General features: G+C 38.4%; 14 protein-coding genes and 1 tRNA gene. 6 read left to right on the plus strand and 9 right to left on the minus strand.

The genetic code is table 11. From position 1 onward, the window contains the following. Positions 1–28: 28 nt before the first annotated feature. From DVR12_RS00060 to DVR12_RS00070, 3 genes are read left to right on the plus strand one after another with little or no spacing between them, the layout of a single operon-like run. Positions 29–1,723, plus strand: a complete 1,695-nt coding sequence (locus DVR12_RS00060) for a LamG-like jellyroll fold domain-containing protein (RefSeq protein WP_116973414.1) — start codon at positions 29–31, stop codon at positions 1,721–1,723. 37 nt (positions 1,724–1,760) lie between these two features. After that, entirely contained in the window at positions 1,761–2,753 is a 993-nt protein-coding gene (locus tag DVR12_RS00065; RefSeq protein WP_116973415.1) for a cyanobactin maturation protease PatG family protein, read from the plus strand. 23 nt (positions 2,754–2,776) lie between these two features. Continuing rightward, entirely contained in the window at positions 2,777–3,229 is a 453-nt protein-coding gene (locus tag DVR12_RS00070; protein ID WP_116973416.1) for a hypothetical protein, read from the plus strand. A 541-nt stretch (positions 3,230–3,770) separates the two neighbouring features. On the opposite strand, the gene DVR12_RS00075 is transcribed toward DVR12_RS00070, so the two are convergent. Beyond that, positions 3,771–4,790 carry a PDDEXK nuclease domain-containing protein gene (locus DVR12_RS00075; protein WP_116973417.1) on the minus strand — a complete coding sequence of 340 codons (1,020 nt, stop codon included), beginning with the start codon at positions 4,788–4,790 and terminating at the stop codon, positions 3,771–3,773. Positions 4,791–5,361: 571 nt separating this feature from the next. On the opposite strand from DVR12_RS00075, the gene DVR12_RS00080 reads away from it, so the two are divergent. The 3 genes from DVR12_RS00080 (at position 5,362) to DVR12_RS00090 (ending at position 8,226) form a co-directional block, all read left to right on the plus strand. Next, positions 5,362–6,183 carry a hypothetical protein gene (locus tag DVR12_RS00080; RefSeq protein ID WP_116973418.1) on the plus strand — a complete coding sequence of 274 codons (822 nt, stop codon included), beginning with the start codon at positions 5,362–5,364 and terminating at the stop codon, positions 6,181–6,183. A 537-nt stretch (positions 6,184–6,720) separates the two neighbouring features. Further along, positions 6,721–7,401, plus strand: a complete 681-nt coding sequence (locus tag DVR12_RS00085; RefSeq protein ID WP_116973419.1) for a hypothetical protein — start codon at positions 6,721–6,723, stop codon at positions 7,399–7,401. A gap of 234 nt (positions 7,402–7,635) precedes the next feature. Beyond that, on the plus strand, positions 7,636–8,226 hold the full coding sequence (locus DVR12_RS00090; RefSeq protein ID WP_116973420.1) for a hypothetical protein: 591 nt from the start codon (positions 7,636–7,638) through the stop codon (positions 8,224–8,226). Positions 8,227–8,360: 134 nt separating this feature from the next. Here the strand turns inward: DVR12_RS00090 and DVR12_RS00095 are convergent, their stop codons facing one another. The 8 genes from DVR12_RS00095 to DVR12_RS00130 form a co-directional block, all read right to left on the minus strand. After that, complete coding sequence (locus DVR12_RS00095; protein ID WP_116973421.1) at positions 8,361–9,047, minus strand: hypothetical protein; 687 nt, start codon at positions 9,045–9,047, stop codon at positions 8,361–8,363. An 82-nt stretch (positions 9,048–9,129) separates the two neighbouring features. Continuing rightward, positions 9,130–9,423, minus strand: coding sequence for a hypothetical protein (locus tag DVR12_RS00100; protein ID WP_116973422.1), 294 nt, complete (start codon positions 9,421–9,423; stop codon positions 9,130–9,132). Next, a complete protein-coding gene (locus DVR12_RS00105; RefSeq protein WP_116973423.1) occupies positions 9,413–10,021 on the minus strand; it encodes a DUF4304 domain-containing protein in 609 nt (202 codons plus the stop codon). Before DVR12_RS00105 ends, DVR12_RS00100 begins: the two co-directional genes overlap by 11 nt. Before the next feature lie 99 nt (positions 10,022–10,120). After that, positions 10,121–10,465: a hypothetical protein gene (locus DVR12_RS00110; RefSeq protein ID WP_116973424.1), complete on the minus strand. Its 345-nt coding sequence runs from the start codon at positions 10,463–10,465 to the stop codon at positions 10,121–10,123. 6 nt (positions 10,466–10,471) lie between these two features. Beyond that, entirely contained in the window at positions 10,472–14,884 is a 4,413-nt protein-coding gene (locus DVR12_RS00115; RefSeq protein ID WP_116973425.1) for a DUF6443 domain-containing protein, read from the minus strand. 35 nt (positions 14,885–14,919) lie between these two features. Continuing rightward, positions 14,920–17,871 carry a DUF5977 domain-containing protein gene (locus DVR12_RS00120; protein ID WP_116973426.1) on the minus strand — a complete coding sequence of 984 codons (2,952 nt, stop codon included), beginning with the start codon at positions 17,869–17,871 and terminating at the stop codon, positions 14,920–14,922. A 51-nt stretch (positions 17,872–17,922) separates the two neighbouring features. Then, positions 17,923–18,984, minus strand: a complete 1,062-nt coding sequence (locus tag DVR12_RS00125) for a hypothetical protein (RefSeq protein WP_116973427.1) — start codon at positions 18,982–18,984, stop codon at positions 17,923–17,925. 371 nt (positions 18,985–19,355) lie between these two features. Then, positions 19,356–19,439 (minus strand) — tRNA-Leu (locus DVR12_RS00130). Between the last annotated feature and the right edge of the window lie 50 nt (positions 19,440–19,489).

Here is a 19,489-nt window from a genome sequence, read left to right on the forward strand (position 1 = left end):
TTTCCCACGTAAATGAACCTATTTCATTATGACTAAGATCAGCATACCCAAATTTGACCCTGTATATAACACCGTGGTCGCCCTGGGGGGTAACGACACGGATTATCTGCTTACCAATCCTGTGAATAATTTCGTCAGTAATTCCTTTACGATCGAATGCTGGATGCTGGCGGATATCAACACCACGGGTACCATCCTGTCGTACACCGTATCTGGAGAAAGATCACTTGTTATTGCCAACCCTTCCAATATCAACATCTGCATAAATGATGAACAAGTTGCTGATACCGGTATCAGCTTCGTGGATGATGAATGGCACTATTTCTCGCTGACCTGGGAAAGCAAGACAGGCAACCTCTTGTTATACAAAGATGGATCACTGGCATATTCAACGCTGCTGGCAACCGATACCACTATTCCCCCGGATGGGTCATTAGTGATTGGTCAGCTGCAGGGTGATACTACCAGTAACCCCTTTAAAGGCAGGATCACAGCGTTTCGTATCTGGGATAACGTGCGCCCCGAATATCATATCGAACAGGATATGGACCGGAACATCTCCGGTAACGGCCTGCTCGTTCCATGGCAATCGGCAGGCCTCAGCATCCCGATTGATCAGATCAGCGGTAGCTGGTATGTAAAGGACAATGTACAGGAGTCCATCCTTATAGGTAACGTACCGCAACCTTCCGGTGATGGGTCGCACCTGGTGCGATCAGTGAATAATGGGTTGACATGGGAGGACCCCAGACCGGATAAAGATAACCGCTATCAGCACCTTTCGGTACAACAACAAAGTAATACCCTTTGGGCATCCTTACCTACCTGGACTTCCCCCGATGGAGGTACTACCTGGGCGGATACCCACCACAGTACCCATGTTTCGGTCATTACGGCGGTACCGAATTTAGTGGTGGGCATCGGCATGGATAATTCGTTACAGGCAATGGTCGATGGCGCTGCATTTACTCCATTCAACGCTGATCATTCCTATAGCTGGGTCTGTGCCCTCACCAGTCAGATCATTTATGCTGTTACCACAGACCACCAATTAGTATTATCCACACAGGGCGGTACGAAAGGGGCCTTCAAACCGGTCAGCTCATTTATCGACCCGGTAGCAATGGTACAGGCAAATAATAACATAGCAGCGGTGTTAACCACCTCGGGTGAGATCTATTTCTCCATCGACCAGGCGGCTACCTGGATGAAATTAGAAACGGATTCAGTGATGCGCATCGCCTTTATCAATATTATCAATTATGAGCTCTGGGCAATCAATACATCAGGACAGGCATTTCGTACAACAGTGAATATGAAGATGGTGGTGAACTGGCCCTTGAATGAAGGCTACGGTTGCTATGGGTTTGATGATTCGGGCAATGGCAATGATGCGTATATCTCTGTTGGCGCTTCGCAGCATGGTGAGGAGGCGTGGGAAATATCCACAATCACGCGTTCACCGCAATTCATTGAAAGTACTACTGATATGATATCCTACATTGCGGAGAATGCCCGGAGAGAACTTTATCGCGATGCAAAAATGGAAGAGAAAGGCCCTGCTATCGGAGAAGGACTGATGGCTAAATTAGCCGAAGAAGCTACCCTGACAGCACGCAGGAAGATGCAGAAGGGCACCGCTGCAACCGCTCGCAAAGCCCCTAAAAAGGCTGTCGTGGTGAAACCCTCAAAAGGAACCAGACCTTCCTCTTCTAAAAAGTAATGACCATGAGATCTTCTTCACCTACAAACGTATCCATATGAAATATACAATGGGCAATGATGCGGTGGTGCAACATCCGCAAAACCATCCATATCCCATGGAAAGGCCCGGATTTGATGCTGCACGTTTTATTGAAAATACAAACAGCTCGCTCATCCAACCACAATGCGACTGTAAAGCGCTGGCCCCGGCAAGTGGTAGTTGTACTTGCGGTCATGGTGGTACGAAACAATTCATTTATGTTTCAGGAGATATCATTCCCAGGTTCCCTTCACTCAGCCTGGAGAATGAATTTTATCAGGTAGCTGTTACTGACCCCGTAGATCTGCACCTCCCGTTCTCTCTGATCGCGTTCAAGTATTTACGTGAGCCGCGTAATTTGTATATCGCACGGGAGCTGAACTGGATATTTCAGGTGTACGGGTTCCTGGACATGTATGCCATCAAAGTAACGACCAACCGCCAGCTGAGCGAACTGATAGAGTCCCTCGCACCACGCCCCAATGAAATGGTATATGATATTCTGATCGGTGAGAAAATGCCCGGTTATTTGAAAGTCCGTTCCTCACAGCAATTGCAATATGTTATGATAAAGCAATTGTACGAGATCAGCGCAACAGATTACGTAAAAGGTATTATCAAAGCCATTCAGAAATCAGGTTTAGTTGATGCCCGGACGGATAACGATCTAAGCGAACAGGCAGCGGATATTTTCTCCAATGCATTGCAGCTGATCAAAAAAAACGGCGATGATGAGAAGTCGCGAGCCATGAACTTTATTGTTTTACGGTACATGGATTTCTACCTGGAAACATGGGCATTGCAATATAAAAATAAGGATGCCTTCCAACTGCAACGTGTCAGTGAGAACCCGGTGGAAGTATATGGGCAGATGAAAATTGTTACCATCATATTTACTTATCAAAGCAAAGTTTCTGCTGCGACAGTGCATTATTCGGTGACGGTAGACGTATCTACGGAGTTCCCATTTATTGTTGTGCCGTGGGCAAAATATTATTCAGGTTATTAATTATTTCAACTAAATCATCTCATATGAAACTACCTACAATTAATTCAACAGGGTCTGTGCCCCGGCATCGTATGACTTTTTATGGTGGAAGGGCTTTTCAGTCTTCACAACAAATAGAGCCTGCGGATCTTCTGCATGACTTCGGGAAAGCATTTAATAAGGCTGGTGATACCGTTGCGAAGGCGCTTGAAAAGCCTGTTCTTGCAGTTGGGAAGGCAATTGGAGCTATTCATAATAGAGATGAAAAGCCAGCTAATAATGGGGGGCATTTAGTTACTTTACCCAAAAACTATCTTCAAGCAATGGGAGATCCATCTATATTCTTTAAGAAAGCAAAATGTCTTGAAGAAAGCGTAGAGCCGGAGGAATACCGTTGTGTAGAAGGATGCCGCAATTCTTCCTCTTCAGACGATTTCCTTGAATGCATTATTAGCTGTGTTTCTGATCCCTATGAGGCATTTGGAGACTGTTTCTAGCAATAGAAAAAGCTGCCTGCAGACAATATGCATGGCAGCTTTTTATTCAACTAATTATCCTTTACCTGAGCTTCGATCAAACACTTAAAAGTTTCCTTTTTATCGTGATGTGAGTTTCCCCTAATCCCTCATCACCCTGCCAGTAAAGGATTTGGAAGTACTTAAAAACGAAAAGAGGATGTATCAAAAGTAATTTGATGGCTCTGAGAATAGCATAAACGAAAATTCTCTCCATCAGGTACCCGAATAAAATAGGGGAAAAATTACTTTTGAGACACCCTCTTTTCGTTTTAGTGCACCGGAGTGTACTTTTCTCGAACCAAAGGTTGCTTCTGGTAGTATGCTGCATGGTGGTCGGCTATTGATCGTGGTGATTTATCATTCTTTTTTCACTAGCCTTAAAAAAATCTTCTAATTTTATCTGCTGATGAAAAGAGAGTGTTCTTGATAAGCTGCGGCTTGGTTGCCAGCTATGTTTTGGTAAAACCCAAACGATCAATTTCTTCATGCTGTCGCATTCCAAGTATAATTGATTGGGCTATCATTCCAGTACTTTCTTACGTTCAATCCTTTCCTTAGCCTCAATGAAGAGATGATGTATTTTCTTCTCCAGCTCTTTCTTAGGAGGCAGTTCTGTCCAATATTCCGCCACCATAATCCCATCCTTGTGCATTTCCAGCAATTCGACTTGTTCTCGTCTGCTTTCGGCACATAAGATTAAACCAATCGGGGATTGCTCTCCTGCTTGTTTTTCGTATTTATCCAACCACTTTAAATATAATTCCATTTGTCCCTTATGCTGGGCTTGGAACTTTCCCAGTTTCAGCTCAACAGCTACCAGACGTTTTAAATTTCGGTGGTAAAACAATAGGTCTAAATAAAAATCTTCGCCATCAATAATCATCCTTTTCTGACGCTCTATAAAGGCAAACCCTTTGCCCAGCTCCAATATGAAAGCTTCTAGTTCCCGAAGTATTGCTTCTTCGAGATCCTTTTCCATATATGTGTTTTGTAATCCGAGAAAGTCTAAAAAATAAGGATTTTTGAAATTATCGTTAATAGCAGGATGGTTACTGGTGTTCTGTATATTCGCAATACCCGTCCGCTCAAATGTTTTGGTTGCAATTTGTTTCCGTAATTCCCTTATACCCAACGTCTGATCAACGGCTAGTTGTGCATAGAAAAGCCTTGCTTCCTGGTGCTTCAACGGTAGTAATTCCACAAAATGCGACCAGCTTAGCTGTCGTGACAATGGTTGGATTGTCTCCAGATCTGTGAATTGCTCAGCAAATTGAAGCATTCTTCTTAAATTTCTTATCTCAAAGTTTCTTCCATAGTGGCTTTTTAATTGTGTCGACAGTGTCGACACAATCTGCTTAGCATACTCCGCCCGCTTATTTTTAAGGATTTCATCATTAATGCGTTGGCCAATCCGCCAGAAAAGTAGCGTAAGAGTACTGTTAGCATATGAAAATACTTGCTGTTGACTTTGCTCGATAAGCTCCGAAAGCTCGATGAATAAAGATTGTTCGATTAACGTTACACTTTTCTTTTTTGCCATTGTACTTATTCTTATCAGCAATCCAATATAGAGGAATGCAGTTTTTTCAGGTTAAATGAATGACCTGAAAGTTAAATACCCAAAGAATAGTATGCGTTAATTGAAAGTTAATGCAGTGAGAGAATAACTCAATTTTAAAAGAATGTATGGTTCGATTTTCCCGGAAAAACTCACTTTTGACGGAAGCCATTATCGAATCGCCCGCCTCAACGAAGCTGTGAGGCTAATATACGCGCTGGACGCGGGTTTAGATAAAAATAAAAATGGACAAACCAAGAGATAATCTCGATTTGTCCACTTTTGTGCCCAGAACTGGATTCGAACCGGGGATGAATATCAATGTGTTATAAACCTTGAGTGTCAATTGAGTGTCGCACTTTTTCAAATTCCTAAAAGAATGTTCTTTTTACACACTTATTAGTACTTCTTCACCTGTCATAACAAATATACCTATTCATAGGTAAATTTCTATCCAATTTATTTATAATACCTAGATAAGTCATTAGTGTGCTAAAACTATTTTTTAAAGTATATCTCTGTAGGATTTAAATTTGTAAATAACAAAAAATGTATGAATCCAATTAATTTAGAAATAAGTGTTAGACATTATTTACCCATTGTTTTTGAATTATTGGGGGAGAGAAAAATTAAACCTTCTCAGTGGCGTAAAATCAATGACAATTATAGAAAAATTAAAAAAGATAGATTCACCAATTATTTAAATAATTCACAAAAACTTTTTGAGGTTAATTTATACGATCTTTTTGATATGATGGAGATAGGAAACAGGCAGGCATATTTTTTTCTTTATCTAATCAAAAGGTCTTTGGAAGAATTGTGTAATGCAATTCCCGAAAACAATAGATATAAACTTAGAGATACACTTTATAATATGCTTGTACAGTTTGATCACAAGCATAGAAATTATATCGGGGAGCTATTGGTATTAAATAACATAGTTAAAAGCCAGCAATTTGAATTAATAGAAATTGAAGAACCAATTACAAATTCAACTTCTGCAGATTTCTTTCTTAGAAACAAAACTACTGGTGCTACAGAACTTTTGGAAGTAGTAAATATTCATATCGATCAACCTAAAGAAGATATTAAAAAATTCATTGAAGGCAAACTAGAAGCCAAGTTTGAAGCAAAAACCAAAAATCAAATTGAGTATAAAAGATTTACTTTGATTCCAGTAGTATGGGCTCCATATAAAATTTTGAGGCAAATTGAAAAATTGTATGATGATGGTGATGGCATTAGATTAGCTTATTCTTTACCACCATGTGCATTTGCCAGTTTTGATGTAGAAAATACTATCAATTTTGTACTGAAATTTGGAACCATCCCAACATTATTTAAAGGACTAAATATTCAAGAATCCATTAAATAAGAATGGATGGATATAATTTATTGAAAATAATTCAATAATACTAGCACAGCTTGGATTAATTATTTTATGAACGACCAAATTAGAGCCAACCTCCCTAAATGTGATCTTGGGTTAATTTCAAATGATACATTAATTCAAGGAATAATAGAAAAAGTTGTAACTTTTACATATAATAGAAAACTATGCATTACTACAATATCCTAGAAAGTATCAAGGAGAAATACAGGTACTTAATTGTACAATCAAGAAAAGATTAAGATAGTTGTTTGGCTAGAATAATGAAAAGATAGAAGAAATAATTATCCTAATTGAATCGTATTACATGAGATACGTTTTAGGGGTTTTAGGGCAAGACTCTATGGCAATATCTATAGCAATAATAAGTTCTAATTTACTGCCATGAAACTATTTGAGTACTTATAACGGAACTTAATCTTGTAATACAATTTCGAGAGAATAACTGGATTTTTCTTTATCGGATATTTTACAAGTTTGTTCAAATAAAATTCAATAAATGTTTAACATTTATCCTAATACATGAAACAAGTAGTAAACAAGATTTGGAAAGACCCCGTATGGAGCAAAGTAATTTCAGTCGGTATCCTCGGATTAATAACCCTACTTTATAATTACATAACATCTCTTTTCAACGGCTCTGATTTCAAGATTGAATTTATTAAGTTCTGGACATTTAAAATTGAATTGTGGAAAGTAGCATTGTTATTTATTTTTTTGTTTGCAATTTTCTGGTTTGTCACAGTTATAAAGAAATTACGTTCCTATAAATACGACCCTGAAATTTTGGAGCTTGACAGGCAATTGTTCCAGAAAATCAGAACAGTAATACTACCTCAGGACACTATTTATCATGTAAAGCAATCAGGGTTTGCAGACGGAGATTTCCCAATGAACCTATTGTTTAAAGTTTTTGAAATTCTGAATGAAGATAAAAAAGCTGATTTTCACTTTTTCAATCCTCAACTTAATAAGAAGAAAAATGAATTATTGGTAGCAATTCAGGAATTACGTAGTATTACCCAAGAGTGCATATTTGGGGTAAGAGGCCAGAAGGGTATGTTGGGAATCCCCAGAGAATGGGTACACGAGCAGCCTGAACGCTATAGACAGGCAGTTGATGATACTGCTATACAAGAAGAAATTATGCTAGAGGCTTACGATAATTTTATTCGAGAAGGAAGATTAATACTAAAAGTCTAACACGTAGTGTAAAAAGAGTGAAATATGGATTTTATTTCACCATTGGAACTGCTGGTACCTCCCTTATAGGGGGAACAATTTTAGGCCGAAGCATGGAGCGGTATAAAAACAAAGTCACATATTTAAAAAAAAAGGTCAATCGTACAACGTATAGCACTTGCTGGGCAATATGGGTGGGGCGAAATTCAAATTCTGTATAATAAAAATCCATGCAATAGTTTATATGTTGCTTCTTTGGAATTATTGAACGAATCCAAACAAAATCTTGATGGTTTTACTGTTCAAATTTCAATTGCTACTGGTGAAACTATTTATAAAGATTCTGGAAGATTTACTCAAAGAGAAGCAATTAAGGATATTTTGCTTGAAAAAGAATTTGCTAGATTGCACGCTTCCACAGTAACTGAAGTTGAAGCTATTAACCCCAACGCTGTACCAGGAGTAACAAAAGATTTACAGTATCGAGTAGATTACGTTTTGCGTAATATCGTTTTTGAAGTTCCATTTTTAAATAGAAAAGAAAAACTATCTTTCTCTTTTCTTATAGATAGCATAAATCTAAATCCACCTGATCTTGTTATTACTTTTAGTCGGAAAGGTTTGGAGACGGTAACTGAGCAAGATGATGAACGAAGAAAGCAATTCCGTCAAATATGGATTGGAATTAGTTCGTCATTTTTCTTTGCAGTGCCAATACCCTCAATCATCAGTCACTCGCCATCGGCTTCATGGGCCGTCTGGCTTACAATACTTGATAGTATCGTAGCCTATTTACTCGCTTGGTTCATTTATTACTTTTGGATTTGGATAAGAAAAAAAGGCTAAGGGCATAAGCTAGAGGTAATTACTCCCGCTCTCACTTTTTATTGTAAGATATGACTTCAAATGAAGATAGATCGGAGGGATCACTCTTCCAGGTTCCAATTATAATATTTTGTATAAGCATTAAATGACTTAAACTATTGATTTATCAACTCAGAACTATTCAAGTAAGATATTTTCTTATTATGTTTATTTACTTCAATTTGCTTTAAGAATTCACCTCTGTTGGAGAGGCTTGATTGTAAACTTTGAAGCCAGTTATTTACATCTACACCGCAAGATTTAAAATGATTCACATCCCAGTTGCGTCTATTAATTTTCTCCAATATGTTTTGAGCTTCAGAAATTCCAATGAACAACGCTATTTTGAGTTTTGCTTCTGCAAGGGTTGCCTGTATAAATGAATTCGGTGCAGCACTCAATGGTCTCATTTGTGAATATTCATCCAATACAGACATTACCTTTCCGAATGAAATATTTCCTTCAAAAGTTAGTGGAGTTTGATTTTTTACCGAATCTACTGCTTCATTAAAAAAAATGTTGTGGTTTTCATATGGTATAGAATATTGGACCCCATTTTTATTATGATACTCTTTAAGGAGAATAGGAATATCAAGGCAGGAATTTAAATCTTGCTTCCATAAAGAATATATGACAAAATGTGGTCTATATTCATTTGACATTGGTAGCTTAATTAACTCTATGCCAATTACCAAAGGACCTACAACATTGTATAATTTGTTTTGTGAATATTCAGTTAATTCAGGAATGGCATTTTGCCAATCATGGGTAATTGCCTTTTTGATTTCAGTAGATATTGTCATTGTTATTATCTAAGGTTTACATTTATTAAGTTAGGAACCTCGATAAACCTAATTACTTTTAATGAGCAATAACTTTTTTATATTAAATTATCACTCTTAGATACCTACTCCTAATTCCATCAAAAGTCAATTCAAGAATATCATCATCTATCGAAAATTCTGATCTCATTTTTTCAGGATGCGATGGCTGGTCTGTGATCAAAGTATTACCATCAATGATATACCTTAAGAGCATTTTTTGCTCTCTTTCATTTTCTATAATACTATATATCAATTCACCATTATTTTTAAATTCCATTCTCACATTTCCATAAACTTCAATGGAAGTTCGATCAGCAGGATCATTTTCCCAGATTCCAATTAATTTATTTTGCATATAAATCAAATTCTTTTAAATGTGCAATGGCCATTTTTTCAAGGGGCTTACCTTGTAAGGAGGTAATAAAATTATTAATAAAAGGAATTAAGCGTGAATCATTTGCTTCTTTCAATAGGGTTATTAAATATCTAAAACGATTTAATTCAGTTGTACCAGGATACTGATCACTCATCCAAACTTCAATTAAGTCCTTATCTGAAATCCTTTTGTTGATTTCAGGAAGCACATTGTTTTTTAAAGCGGTAATGACTTCGTCAACTGTCTGATTAAGTTGTTTATCGGATGTAGTCCACCAAAAATCCGGCGCTCCAGGCATTAACGTGCCTATACGCGCCTGCCAATGGCAATCAGCGACATCTAATTTTTCATTTGAAGTGTTATAATCCACAACCTTTCTCAGAACACTTGAACAAACCCCATAATTAATAGTAAACTTAAGGGTATCTTCATTAGAGCTTTTACTTTTCTGGAAATTAATAATTCCCCAGTTATTTTTTTGATTACTATAAAAGCTATTACCTTTTTTCTTATATCCGGCTTCTTTTAATGTTTGACTTACATTTGAAAGTAACAGTTTAAATTTATCACTTGCCATTTGTTACCAATTTGGAGGTTTTCTAACTACGTTAATTGGTATACTTGAACTTTTTTAAGCCACAAATCTTTTATTCGCTGTAAGTTATGATAATTCGAATTATCCTATATGCCAATTCCCGCTTTTCCAATTCTTTATCGCATATTCGGCTCCAAGACTAGTATACTTTAATTTTTTTACAGAAATTTCTTCTAATACCTGTAAGCATTTTTCAGGATTATATCTCATACAGTATGTAGATGCCATTACAGCTATTTCTGGAATATCGGAATATATTAATTGTAACAATTCTTCCATTCCTCCCTGCGATTTGATCTTTTGAAATATGTTATCGATTCTCCGGGCTTCAATATTTCCTCGTTTATAATCTGCATTTAAAGTATATTGATGCTGGAGAATTGTTGCATCACTGAAATCTTTAATTAAATCTTTAATTTCTTTCATTTTATCTTATTTAGGAAAAATCCAACCAAGGTTTTCTAAAGTTTGAATTCCAAATTGATATTGTGCTTGATAGCTCTGAGTGCTGAGCCATTGGCGAACTGTTAATCTTGCACTGCCTGTAACACTTTGTTGAATTGAAGAATAAAAACCAGATATCTCAGAATGTATCGATCCCGCCCCATGCGGTAACCTAATCAAATTTTCCGTATTATGAATCGCCTCATTGCCAAATCTGACTATATTCCCTTTAGTCTGCTCTACTATATGATGCCATGCCTGTCCGGGTCCGGCAGCTCCCTCTGCTCTCTTAAATGCCCTGAAAGAGCGATAGCCCACACCTGCAACATTTACACCTTCTTCTTCTACTGCATGAATTACGGCTCCTCTACCAATAAGACTTACTCCACTTGTAGCCAATCCCTCTATTCCAAAAGAGGAAAACATTACAACAACAGGAGCAAAATAATTTGTAACGAATTTAAATGATTTTTGTTGACTTCCAATGGCGTTCCGCCATGCTTGCGGTGACCATTCATAAGGATCAGAGACCTGTTGAGAAGCTGGGAAACCATCAATCATTCTATTAGCACTAATTGTTACCTCTGGCAAGTCTATCTTGCGCATTGGCATTGATGCCTCTTTTGCAAAGTTTCGTATCTGAACATTCGACAAGTCAATTCTTGGCCTGCGCGCTGCCGCTAGTACTGCAATTCTGCTAAAACCGTTTGTTTCAAAGTTTCTTATTAACCCATCAAAAGAGCTATTTGTTAGCCTTGAACCATAAACAGTAACTCCATCCAGTGTAATCCCTGGCATGGTACCTTGACCATAGCCGAAAACAAATTGCAGCCAGGTCCAGAATGGATCATCTCCCCTCGGATCAGCAAAGGACAAAGGATTATTAAAGTTGCTGTTGTATGGTGAGATACCTGCATAATCTGTTGCAGCAGGGTCCATTTGCCACCAACGACCTATTTGTGGATCAAGGGTGCGGTATAAGGCATCATACTGATTAAGCCCTATTTCAGTCGTTTGTTCAATCCCGTTGTAATTGAAACGGTTTTCTGCATATTTATTTTTTAAAGCACGGGAACTTATTCCGGCCATTGAAAGCCCAAATGGGTAATAGTGTGTTTCTTCGAGTAATGGACCAGGATTATGAGAGATAATGATGTTGTCAAAATATACATCCTGAATACTTTCATTACTGGTATAGACATATAAAAAACCTGTCTTGCTAACAACGAATCTACTGGTGGCAAGAGTTTGAAGCTGGTCTGGACTTCCTTGTACCTGCCTTACTCCGCTATTGGCATCCACCATATTAAGTTGCTCATCAAATAATACATAACTCAGGTATGCCTTTGGCATCGATGCCTGGTTTTGTGCCGGGTCTTTTTGTTGCAACTGTTGATAGTTGGTGCTTGTGAAACTGGTAACTAATGGTGATCCAGAACCTGTTCCATTACCATGTGCGCCATCTGAGGGAACCGAAGGGTTAGCGGCAAAGGCTTGAAGCAATGCAGTTAACATATCAGCCGGAGTGCTACTTGAAGTGCTGGCGGCTGTAGATTTATAAAAGGCTTTTGCCCCAATCTGTATAGTATCACCAGCCATAACACGCAGTACGATAGCCGGACCGATTTTATTGCTTCCAGAAGAAGCGTTTAATCTGGCTACAAAATCGTTAGGTGATGTTGTACCATCTATTGGGTATCCTGCTGGTTTAGCAACCCTGGTGGCATTTATATTTGCAAAAAGGGCATTTTCAATGGTTAGATTGGCTGTTTCTAATGTAGCTGCATAGGTGGCCGTATTCGTTTCCTCAGTAAGTACCATCCTGGTATTTCCCAGATGATCACTAATAAAGTAATCATAAACAGGCATGGGAGACATACCAGTACGATATAACATTCTTACCCTGCCTTCATCTGTACCAAAGAATACCAAAGAATCGTTTTTATAAATGAAACCGTTCAGGTAATCATAGGTATTTACAGATACGGGGGAAGTTGTTGTAACTTTCTTACTTAGCTTATTACCTGCTGCATCATAAGTAAATTCTAAGTACCCTGTACCAGATACAGCTAAACTGTCTGGCAGATTGAGGTAGTTATAGCGCTTAATGCTTAAAGACCTGTTTAAGTCTGTGAGTAAATTACCACTGTTATCAAATGTATAATCCTGTGTTTCGTTGTTATTTATTTCATGAAAATCCCCAAGTATACTTTGTGCGTCATTCTTTTTGTCAGTGACAAAAAATAGTTTATTGGTATTGGCAGTATAGCCAAACTTTAAGCTATCTATAATGGCGATAGATAGTCCCTTCATCCCTTTTTGCTGAAAGCCTTGTATATTACCATTGGCATCGTAAGAAAGTGCATTGAGGGTAAAATCTACTTTATCCCTTGTCCATAATGAGCTACCCTGATTCTGTTGTGAGAAATCAGAAGTTAATAAACGCCCTGCAGGATCATAAGTAAACCCTAATGCTCTTGCGATACCATCCCCACGCGACTTCCAACGTGTACCAGCTAATTCCCCGCGAAATTGGTTTGTTGTATATCCATAATCATAAGCAAGATCCTGACCAAACCAGTTACTTGTGCTGTTAGCTGTGTTGATGAAGTCTTTATTTATAGACTTTGCGGTACCCCCAATATTGTACTCATAATTTTGTGTTTCAATAGCGTTGGAACCAATAAGCCCGATTTGCTTTGTTTTAATCTGATTTTCCTCGTTATAGGTATATGTTGCAAGCGTTTTTACCGGTGTAGCATTGTCATTAACCTGAGTGGCAACTTCGAGCAAATTACCAGTTGCATCGTATTTAAATGTGCGTAATAAGGTAGTTTGAGGAGTTACAGTACTGTGAGGGTTAGTATGTCTTACATAAGTGCTTAATAATTTCCCGCTAAAGTCATACAGAAAAGTTGCTACTTCTTTTCCTCCATTTAGATTATCAGAAATTTGCTGAATTACTCTTCCTTTATCGTTATAATAGATAGTAGTAGTAAGAAACTGAGTACCATTCAATACACGAACTCTGCTACCTGTAAGTTTGGAAACAGTACGATGGCTAATACCTGTATTGGTTTCGTAATAAGGATTTGTTCCTTGCTGGGGTTTTGTCAGATCTGTGGAGACAACAGCCTGAACACCGGTGAAAGCATAATTATCGTCATAGTAATAGAATGCCAGGTCAGTTAATAATGATGCTGAAAAGGGAAATGTACCTGGTACGGCAGCATTAATCTGAGTTTGTACCGCATCTCGTGTAACCACTCCTGATTGATATAATGCAACACGGACAGCCCTGTCTAGCCCATCATAGTAAACCAGGAGCCATTGCCCTTTTGCTTTTAAATTACCGTCACGTTGCAACACCGGTCTGTTACGCGTATCAAAAACTGTTTCAGTTGAATCAGCTCCGGGTAATTTAGCAATGGTATTACGACCTCGCTCATCATATCTATATTGGTAACACAATCCAGGGGCCACGTTAGTAAGGCTCCAGCTACCAAGAATATTCCGAACCGCTTGTGGAGGAATTACAAAATTTAGATTTCCAAGCGCATCATATACAAAATAGGTACATAGCCAGCCCACATGGCCAGTTCCAGGACTGGCTATAGCCTGTACCTTACGGAGAACAGTTTGGCCGCTGAGATCCTGAAACTCAATTGTTTTAACGCCCTGTTGGTCAGTATAAACAGTTTTGGATAATTGACCCGCAGCATAAAAGGTAGTAGAAAGTGGGATAGTATTGCCTGCCTGTGCAATCCACATTCTTACCGAATCCGAAACTACATTGGCAAAGGTGTATTGAGTAACGGGCTTATTGCCGCCTTCTTTGGCCCAGGTGCTTCCAGGCTGATATATTTTTATTGGTGCAGATGATGGGGAAGATTCAAATTCAGTTTGCGCATAAAAAATGCTATCCGCTGCAATACCAGGATTAAATGCAGTATTTCTGAAATAAGAACGCTGACCACCTACCGGATCAAGCTTAAATTTGCCATCACTGGAATTTCCCGTTTGCGCGCTATATGGAAGTAGATCATATTGCTTTCGACCATAGGAATCATAATAACCAGGCCTGACAAAATCTTTACCAGTAGGGCTTATAGCCTTTATAATACCTTGTATTGGCCTTCCCCAACTATCTACATACTGGGTGGATTGTATAACCTGACTGGTGGTCCTGGATGTTGAGGTAGCAGTTACAGGATCAGTTGTAGGCATCTGCGGTTCCCAGCTTCTGACATAGCTTACAGCAGGATTTACATATGGCGCTGGTTGAGCTACAGGAACTGCAACAGGACGTGTACTAGTCGAAGGTGTTACCTGCGAGTATCCGTATATGGCAAGAAATAGGAATGTTAATATCAGCGAAAAGTATTTGGAGTGTAATAACATGAGATTAAGATTTTAATTGGCAATATGTTTTGGGGTCATGGGCAAACTACATAGTTGCCATACGTTTTAGCGCTGTATGTTCCATCTGAAAATAAGTACCAGTAGCCTTCCCGGCATTGTGAACCAATAAAATCGATAAATGTCTTCTTTATACCCTTTTCACAAATCCCATTTATCGCTTTATGGTCTATCCCTAAGCATTGGCATTGACCATTCAGGTCTACATAATTTTGCCCATTTTTCTCTATATCTGCCAATGCCATGTTATTTGCCGTTTCCTGATCATCGGCAACATAAGTACCTGCTGCTACAGTATATGGAAGGGAAGATGGAGTAAATCCTCGTCCACACCCACTCTTTGTAAATATTTGTGTATAGGCTACATTGCTATAGGAAGTACCGCCGCAGGTTTCCGGCTGTCCTGCATAGTTATAACATATTCGTTTAACGATGTTCCCATTTTGATCCCGTACAAAACTTAATCGATTCATACCATCATATTCGTAGAAGGTAATTTTTCCATTCTGATCTGACACAGAACTAATATTTCCAGATGGGGTGTAAGTATAAGTAGTGATCTGTGCATCTATCGGGTATACTCTTACTTCATCAATGGCTTGGCCATCCGTAAGCGTCATTCCGTTTGTGTATGGTTTTGAGGTATATATCCATTGTGTGCTACGATACCAATAATCGACCCGATAGCTACGGGAATTAGGCATGGTAAAAGGAATCGTAAAAACACCCGGCTTAAATCGTTGACCAATGTATGGCTTTTCTAATACTAAATATGAACTGTCCTCAAACCCTTCATAATAAAACTCTGAAGCTACATTAGTGGTTTGGTCTGTGTAATAAGTATAATTTACACGGAAAGGGTTAGCTGAGGTAGTAGGACTAACACTAAACTGGTCGGTTGTTAATGTGTATGTTCCTGCATTTAAATTACCCAACATTATGCTTACCGGATAACTGATTTTCCAGCTATCCCAGGTTTCATTAAGTGTTCCGGGTGTAATAACCTGGCATAGATACCCTGATTTAGTAATAACCGGGCTACCACCTGTTAAATTATATCGGCAATATCTTGCTTCCGGTGCTAATACTTCAAGTTTAATATATACAGATCCGGTTTGAGCAAGGGTAAAGGTAACAGACTTTGTTTCTCCGGGATTGGCGGTGATGATTGCACTAGTAGCAGTACCAGGTGTAGTACCTACTTTGTCTTTATGCGCGGCATCTGCATTTTGCAAAACTGCCACCACACGTTCACCTTTATATCCCCACATATATGATTGTTCAGGGCTTCCTTGTGAAACTATATTTACAACCTTTCCACTGTCATTATATGAAAGACTTTCCTGACGTATGTTAAAGGCGGGTAGGCGATTGAGTAACGCTGGATTAAATGTTCCGGCTGTAGCTGAAGGTAAAGGTGCTGCGGTTTGAAGTCTGAATAGCTGTTCGGCATTTATATTTCCGGTAATCTGCGGTTTAAAATCTGTTACAGTCGCATCCAGCAAGTATTGCGCACCGGGTTTGAGTTGCCAGGTTTCACGAGACACGACAGTTGACAATGCGTTAGCATCTTTTAGTCTATTCAGCGGTACTACAGAGCTATTATAATCAGCCGGATAATAATAACGTTCCTGAATGGTATCTCCAATGCTATTAACAGTAGTAACAGTTTTAGGGTACAAATAAGTTAAATCATTAACATAGTTTTTTGTTGTTTGGGTAAAATTACCTGTGCTATCATAGTCTTTAATTACACTGCTGGAAAGTTCTGCACTACCGGAAAGGGGATAATAACCTTCTGAAATAATTTTTGTTTTAGACGCTGCATTTGCCGCAAAATAGCTATCATAGCACATCAGCATCTGTGTGGCCTTATATCTTACCGAATATTGTGAAGTCAACCCCCAATTTTTCTGTGTAAATTTATAAGTGTTCGTTAGTTCTGTTACCGGTCTGTTACTTTTATCCAATTCTAACTTTCTTTTGAGTAATCCATACATCCAGGGAAGGCTACGGGTTCTGTCTGAATATGGAGGTTGGAGAACAGGTACTGCAAGTGCTATCTCCGTTGGAGAAGTGAACTCATATATCGTTTTACCAATATTGTTAGTGCCATTTCCTTCCAATACTTCTACACGCTGATATAGATGAGGTAGTAAGTTGTTTTTTGAAGGATGATTACTAAACTCGTATGCATTAGTTACAACATCAGACTTTTGGGGATTGGGAGCTGGCGGTGAATCAAACAGGTTAGCAATTATGGTGATTGCCATTGATGCAAATATGTTGAAAGACAACTGTCCGCTTATCTGAGAAAAGCTAAGACTATTTGCATAAGCATTTATTGCTACCGGAGCAGTGACTAAGGCTACATTATAAGCCATGTTTGCAGCATAATTCGGGGAAGTTCCTAACGGTATTATTGAAGTAGTGAATACTGTATCTTTATATAATGGTGGTTCATATCCCCAACCAGATGAAGTGCTGTCTATTTTTACATATCTGTATCCTCTGATTACCTTTTTGGCACTATCTAACATATCAGTATAAAGGGTTCTGGCAACTCTGACACCACCAGTAAGAACAGTACTCCCTGAGTATGTTTCAGTATTAAGTTCATATTCAAAATTCAACCTGCCTCCGGTTGGATAGGTAATCTGGCTCAAAGTTCCCAGTACGGCTTCACCATAGCCATTTACAAATCTTTGGGTAGTGTAAGACAATCCTCTTGCATTATTCCAGGTATTATCGACGGTTGAATAGTCACTATACAAAGGACTTCTATTAAAATAACCAAAGTGATCCTGTGATGGCCAGGTACGTGGCGGTACATAGGAAGCAGCTCCTCCTAAATTTTTATCATGATAATAATCAAATATGTAGGGAGGATCTATAGAGGAATATTGTCCTGTTTTCTGTACAGATCTTAATGCAAGTCTTGCATTAGGTAACTCTGTGGAAGGAAACACATAATCCGTATCTCTATAAAATTCCTTCGAAAAGTATTGATATTTAAATAATTAACCAGAGACACTGTTACCATTATTTTTCACCAACACTTGTTTTAATGCCTTTTCTCCAGGCAAATCAGCCATTTCGTTATCATTATAAATAAAATCAATAGTTGTGGCACTATGGCTAAAGGAAATATTGTTTAGCCGCTTTTTAGTACCTGAAAACCAGTGCTGAATTGTCTGTGTAGATACGTCTGCTGCATAGGTTGGAGCCGAAACCGTAGTATAAATACCTTCGTAACCAGAAACGTAAGAAATCGAATAATCTGAATAATTAAAAGTTATTCTATGATTGGTAAACGGATCGACTATTTCAGTTAGTAGCCAACTAGTCACAACACTATATGGTGAAATATTTTTGTTTTGATAAAGTAATTTTTGTCCGGTAGAAGTAGTAACCTGGTTCCCTTTTTCATAAGTAATGATTTTGGACGTTTCGATACCGGAAAACTTATATTTTACTCCATTTTCATCAGTAATTATAAACCCGTTAATCCGCGTTATGATATTGTTTGATGTCATATCGGTTTCAGTTTTCTCTATGCGCAAATTGGAATTTGTCATAGGAAAAATGTATCCATCTTTTGTTATGGTGAAGCTTCCAGATTTATTCCCAAAACGAAAGACAAAAATGTCCATTTCCCGATCAGCGATAATTGAAGAATCAGGTCGATAGGAATTTACTTGTGTTGTGAAGAGTGGTATCCATGCAGCTTTAGCCGGTATAGCACTTGCCATATTATAAGGTGAATAAAGATAACCATCGGCGTACCTGATTCCTCCATAAACACCTCCTTTCTGGTCGTCAGGTTCTCCAACTGTCGATCGAATTATGCTACCACCTGCTTGAAGCTCCCATCCAAGTCCAACACTTGTTGGAACTTCATTATTCTTAATACCTCCACCACCGGTATAATTCAACATGATGAAGGTTGATAGTCGCTCACCATCATCATAACTAAATAATGGCAAGTTAAATGTTGCTTTTCCTGTGGGAAGGTCAACCTGGGCATATAACGCTCCAGTAAATAGCAAGAATAGAGCTAGTAGGTAATTACGTAGGGGCATATATTTGATATTTAAGAAGAGATTCTAATTTGGAGTGAAGGCCATTTGTCGGCACTCAAACAATGTCAATTGCCAGGGATAATTTCAGCTACAGCATGTTACTTTGAGTTTAATGTTAATCTAATATTCTATACTGCTACTATATTGCAGTTTATTGTTTCAGGAATATAGAATGCCTCTTTAGAGGTAATGCTCTTCGTGGGGTGAGAGATGTGGAGTTTTTTCTGTTTAGATTATACAAGCTGTATGCGTAAAATTTATGACATCCCCCAAGTTTTCAACTTGATCCGAGAAAGGGTTAAAAAGCGGGAATTTTTGACACTCGTAGAAATAAAATAGGTTGTAAATCAAAGACTTACAACCTATTGACGTGCCCAGAACTGGATTCGAACCAGCACACCCTTGCGGGCGCTGCGACCTGAACACAGTGCGTCTACCAATTTCGCCATCTGGGCATCCAGGTCCTTTTGTAAAGGGATTGCAAAGGTATGATTTTGTTTGAATC

Source organism: Chitinophaga silvatica (genome assembly GCF_003419895.1).
Lineage (GTDB): Bacteria > Bacteroidota > Bacteroidia > Chitinophagales > Chitinophagaceae > Chitinophaga > Chitinophaga silvatica.

Bases quoted from the DNA above. Each gene is read 5' to 3' on its own strand.
- DVR12_RS00060 (WP_116973414.1), top strand. From the start codon at position 29: ATGACTAAGATCAGCATACCCAAATTTGACCCTGTATATAACACCGTG.
- DVR12_RS00065 (WP_116973415.1), top strand. From the start codon at position 1,761: ATGAAATATACAATGGGCAATGATGCGGTGGTGCAACATCCGCAAAAC.
- DVR12_RS00070 (WP_116973416.1), top strand. From the start codon at position 2,777: ATGAAACTACCTACAATTAATTCAACAGGGTCTGTGCCCCGGCATCGT.
- DVR12_RS00075 (WP_116973417.1), bottom strand. From the start codon at position 4,790: ATGGCAAAAAAGAAAAGTGTAACGTTAATCGAACAATCTTTATTCATC.
- DVR12_RS00080 (WP_116973418.1), top strand. From the start codon at position 5,362: ATGAATCCAATTAATTTAGAAATAAGTGTTAGACATTATTTACCCATT.
- DVR12_RS00085 (WP_116973419.1), top strand. From the start codon at position 6,721: ATGAAACAAGTAGTAAACAAGATTTGGAAAGACCCCGTATGGAGCAAA.
- DVR12_RS00095 (WP_116973421.1), bottom strand. From the start codon at position 9,047: ATGACAATATCTACTGAAATCAAAAAGGCAATTACCCATGATTGGCAA.
- DVR12_RS00100 (WP_116973422.1), bottom strand. From the start codon at position 9,423: ATGCAAAATAAATTAATTGGAATCTGGGAAAATGATCCTGCTGATCGA.
- DVR12_RS00105 (WP_116973423.1), bottom strand. From the start codon at position 10,021: ATGGCAAGTGATAAATTTAAACTGTTACTTTCAAATGTAAGTCAAACA.
- DVR12_RS00110 (WP_116973424.1), bottom strand. From the start codon at position 10,465: ATGAAAGAAATTAAAGATTTAATTAAAGATTTCAGTGATGCAACAATT.
- DVR12_RS00115 (WP_116973425.1), bottom strand. From the start codon at position 14,884: ATGTTATTACACTCCAAATACTTTTCGCTGATATTAACATTCCTATTT.
- DVR12_RS00125 (WP_116973427.1), bottom strand. From the start codon at position 18,984: ATGCCCCTACGTAATTACCTACTAGCTCTATTCTTGCTATTTACTGGA.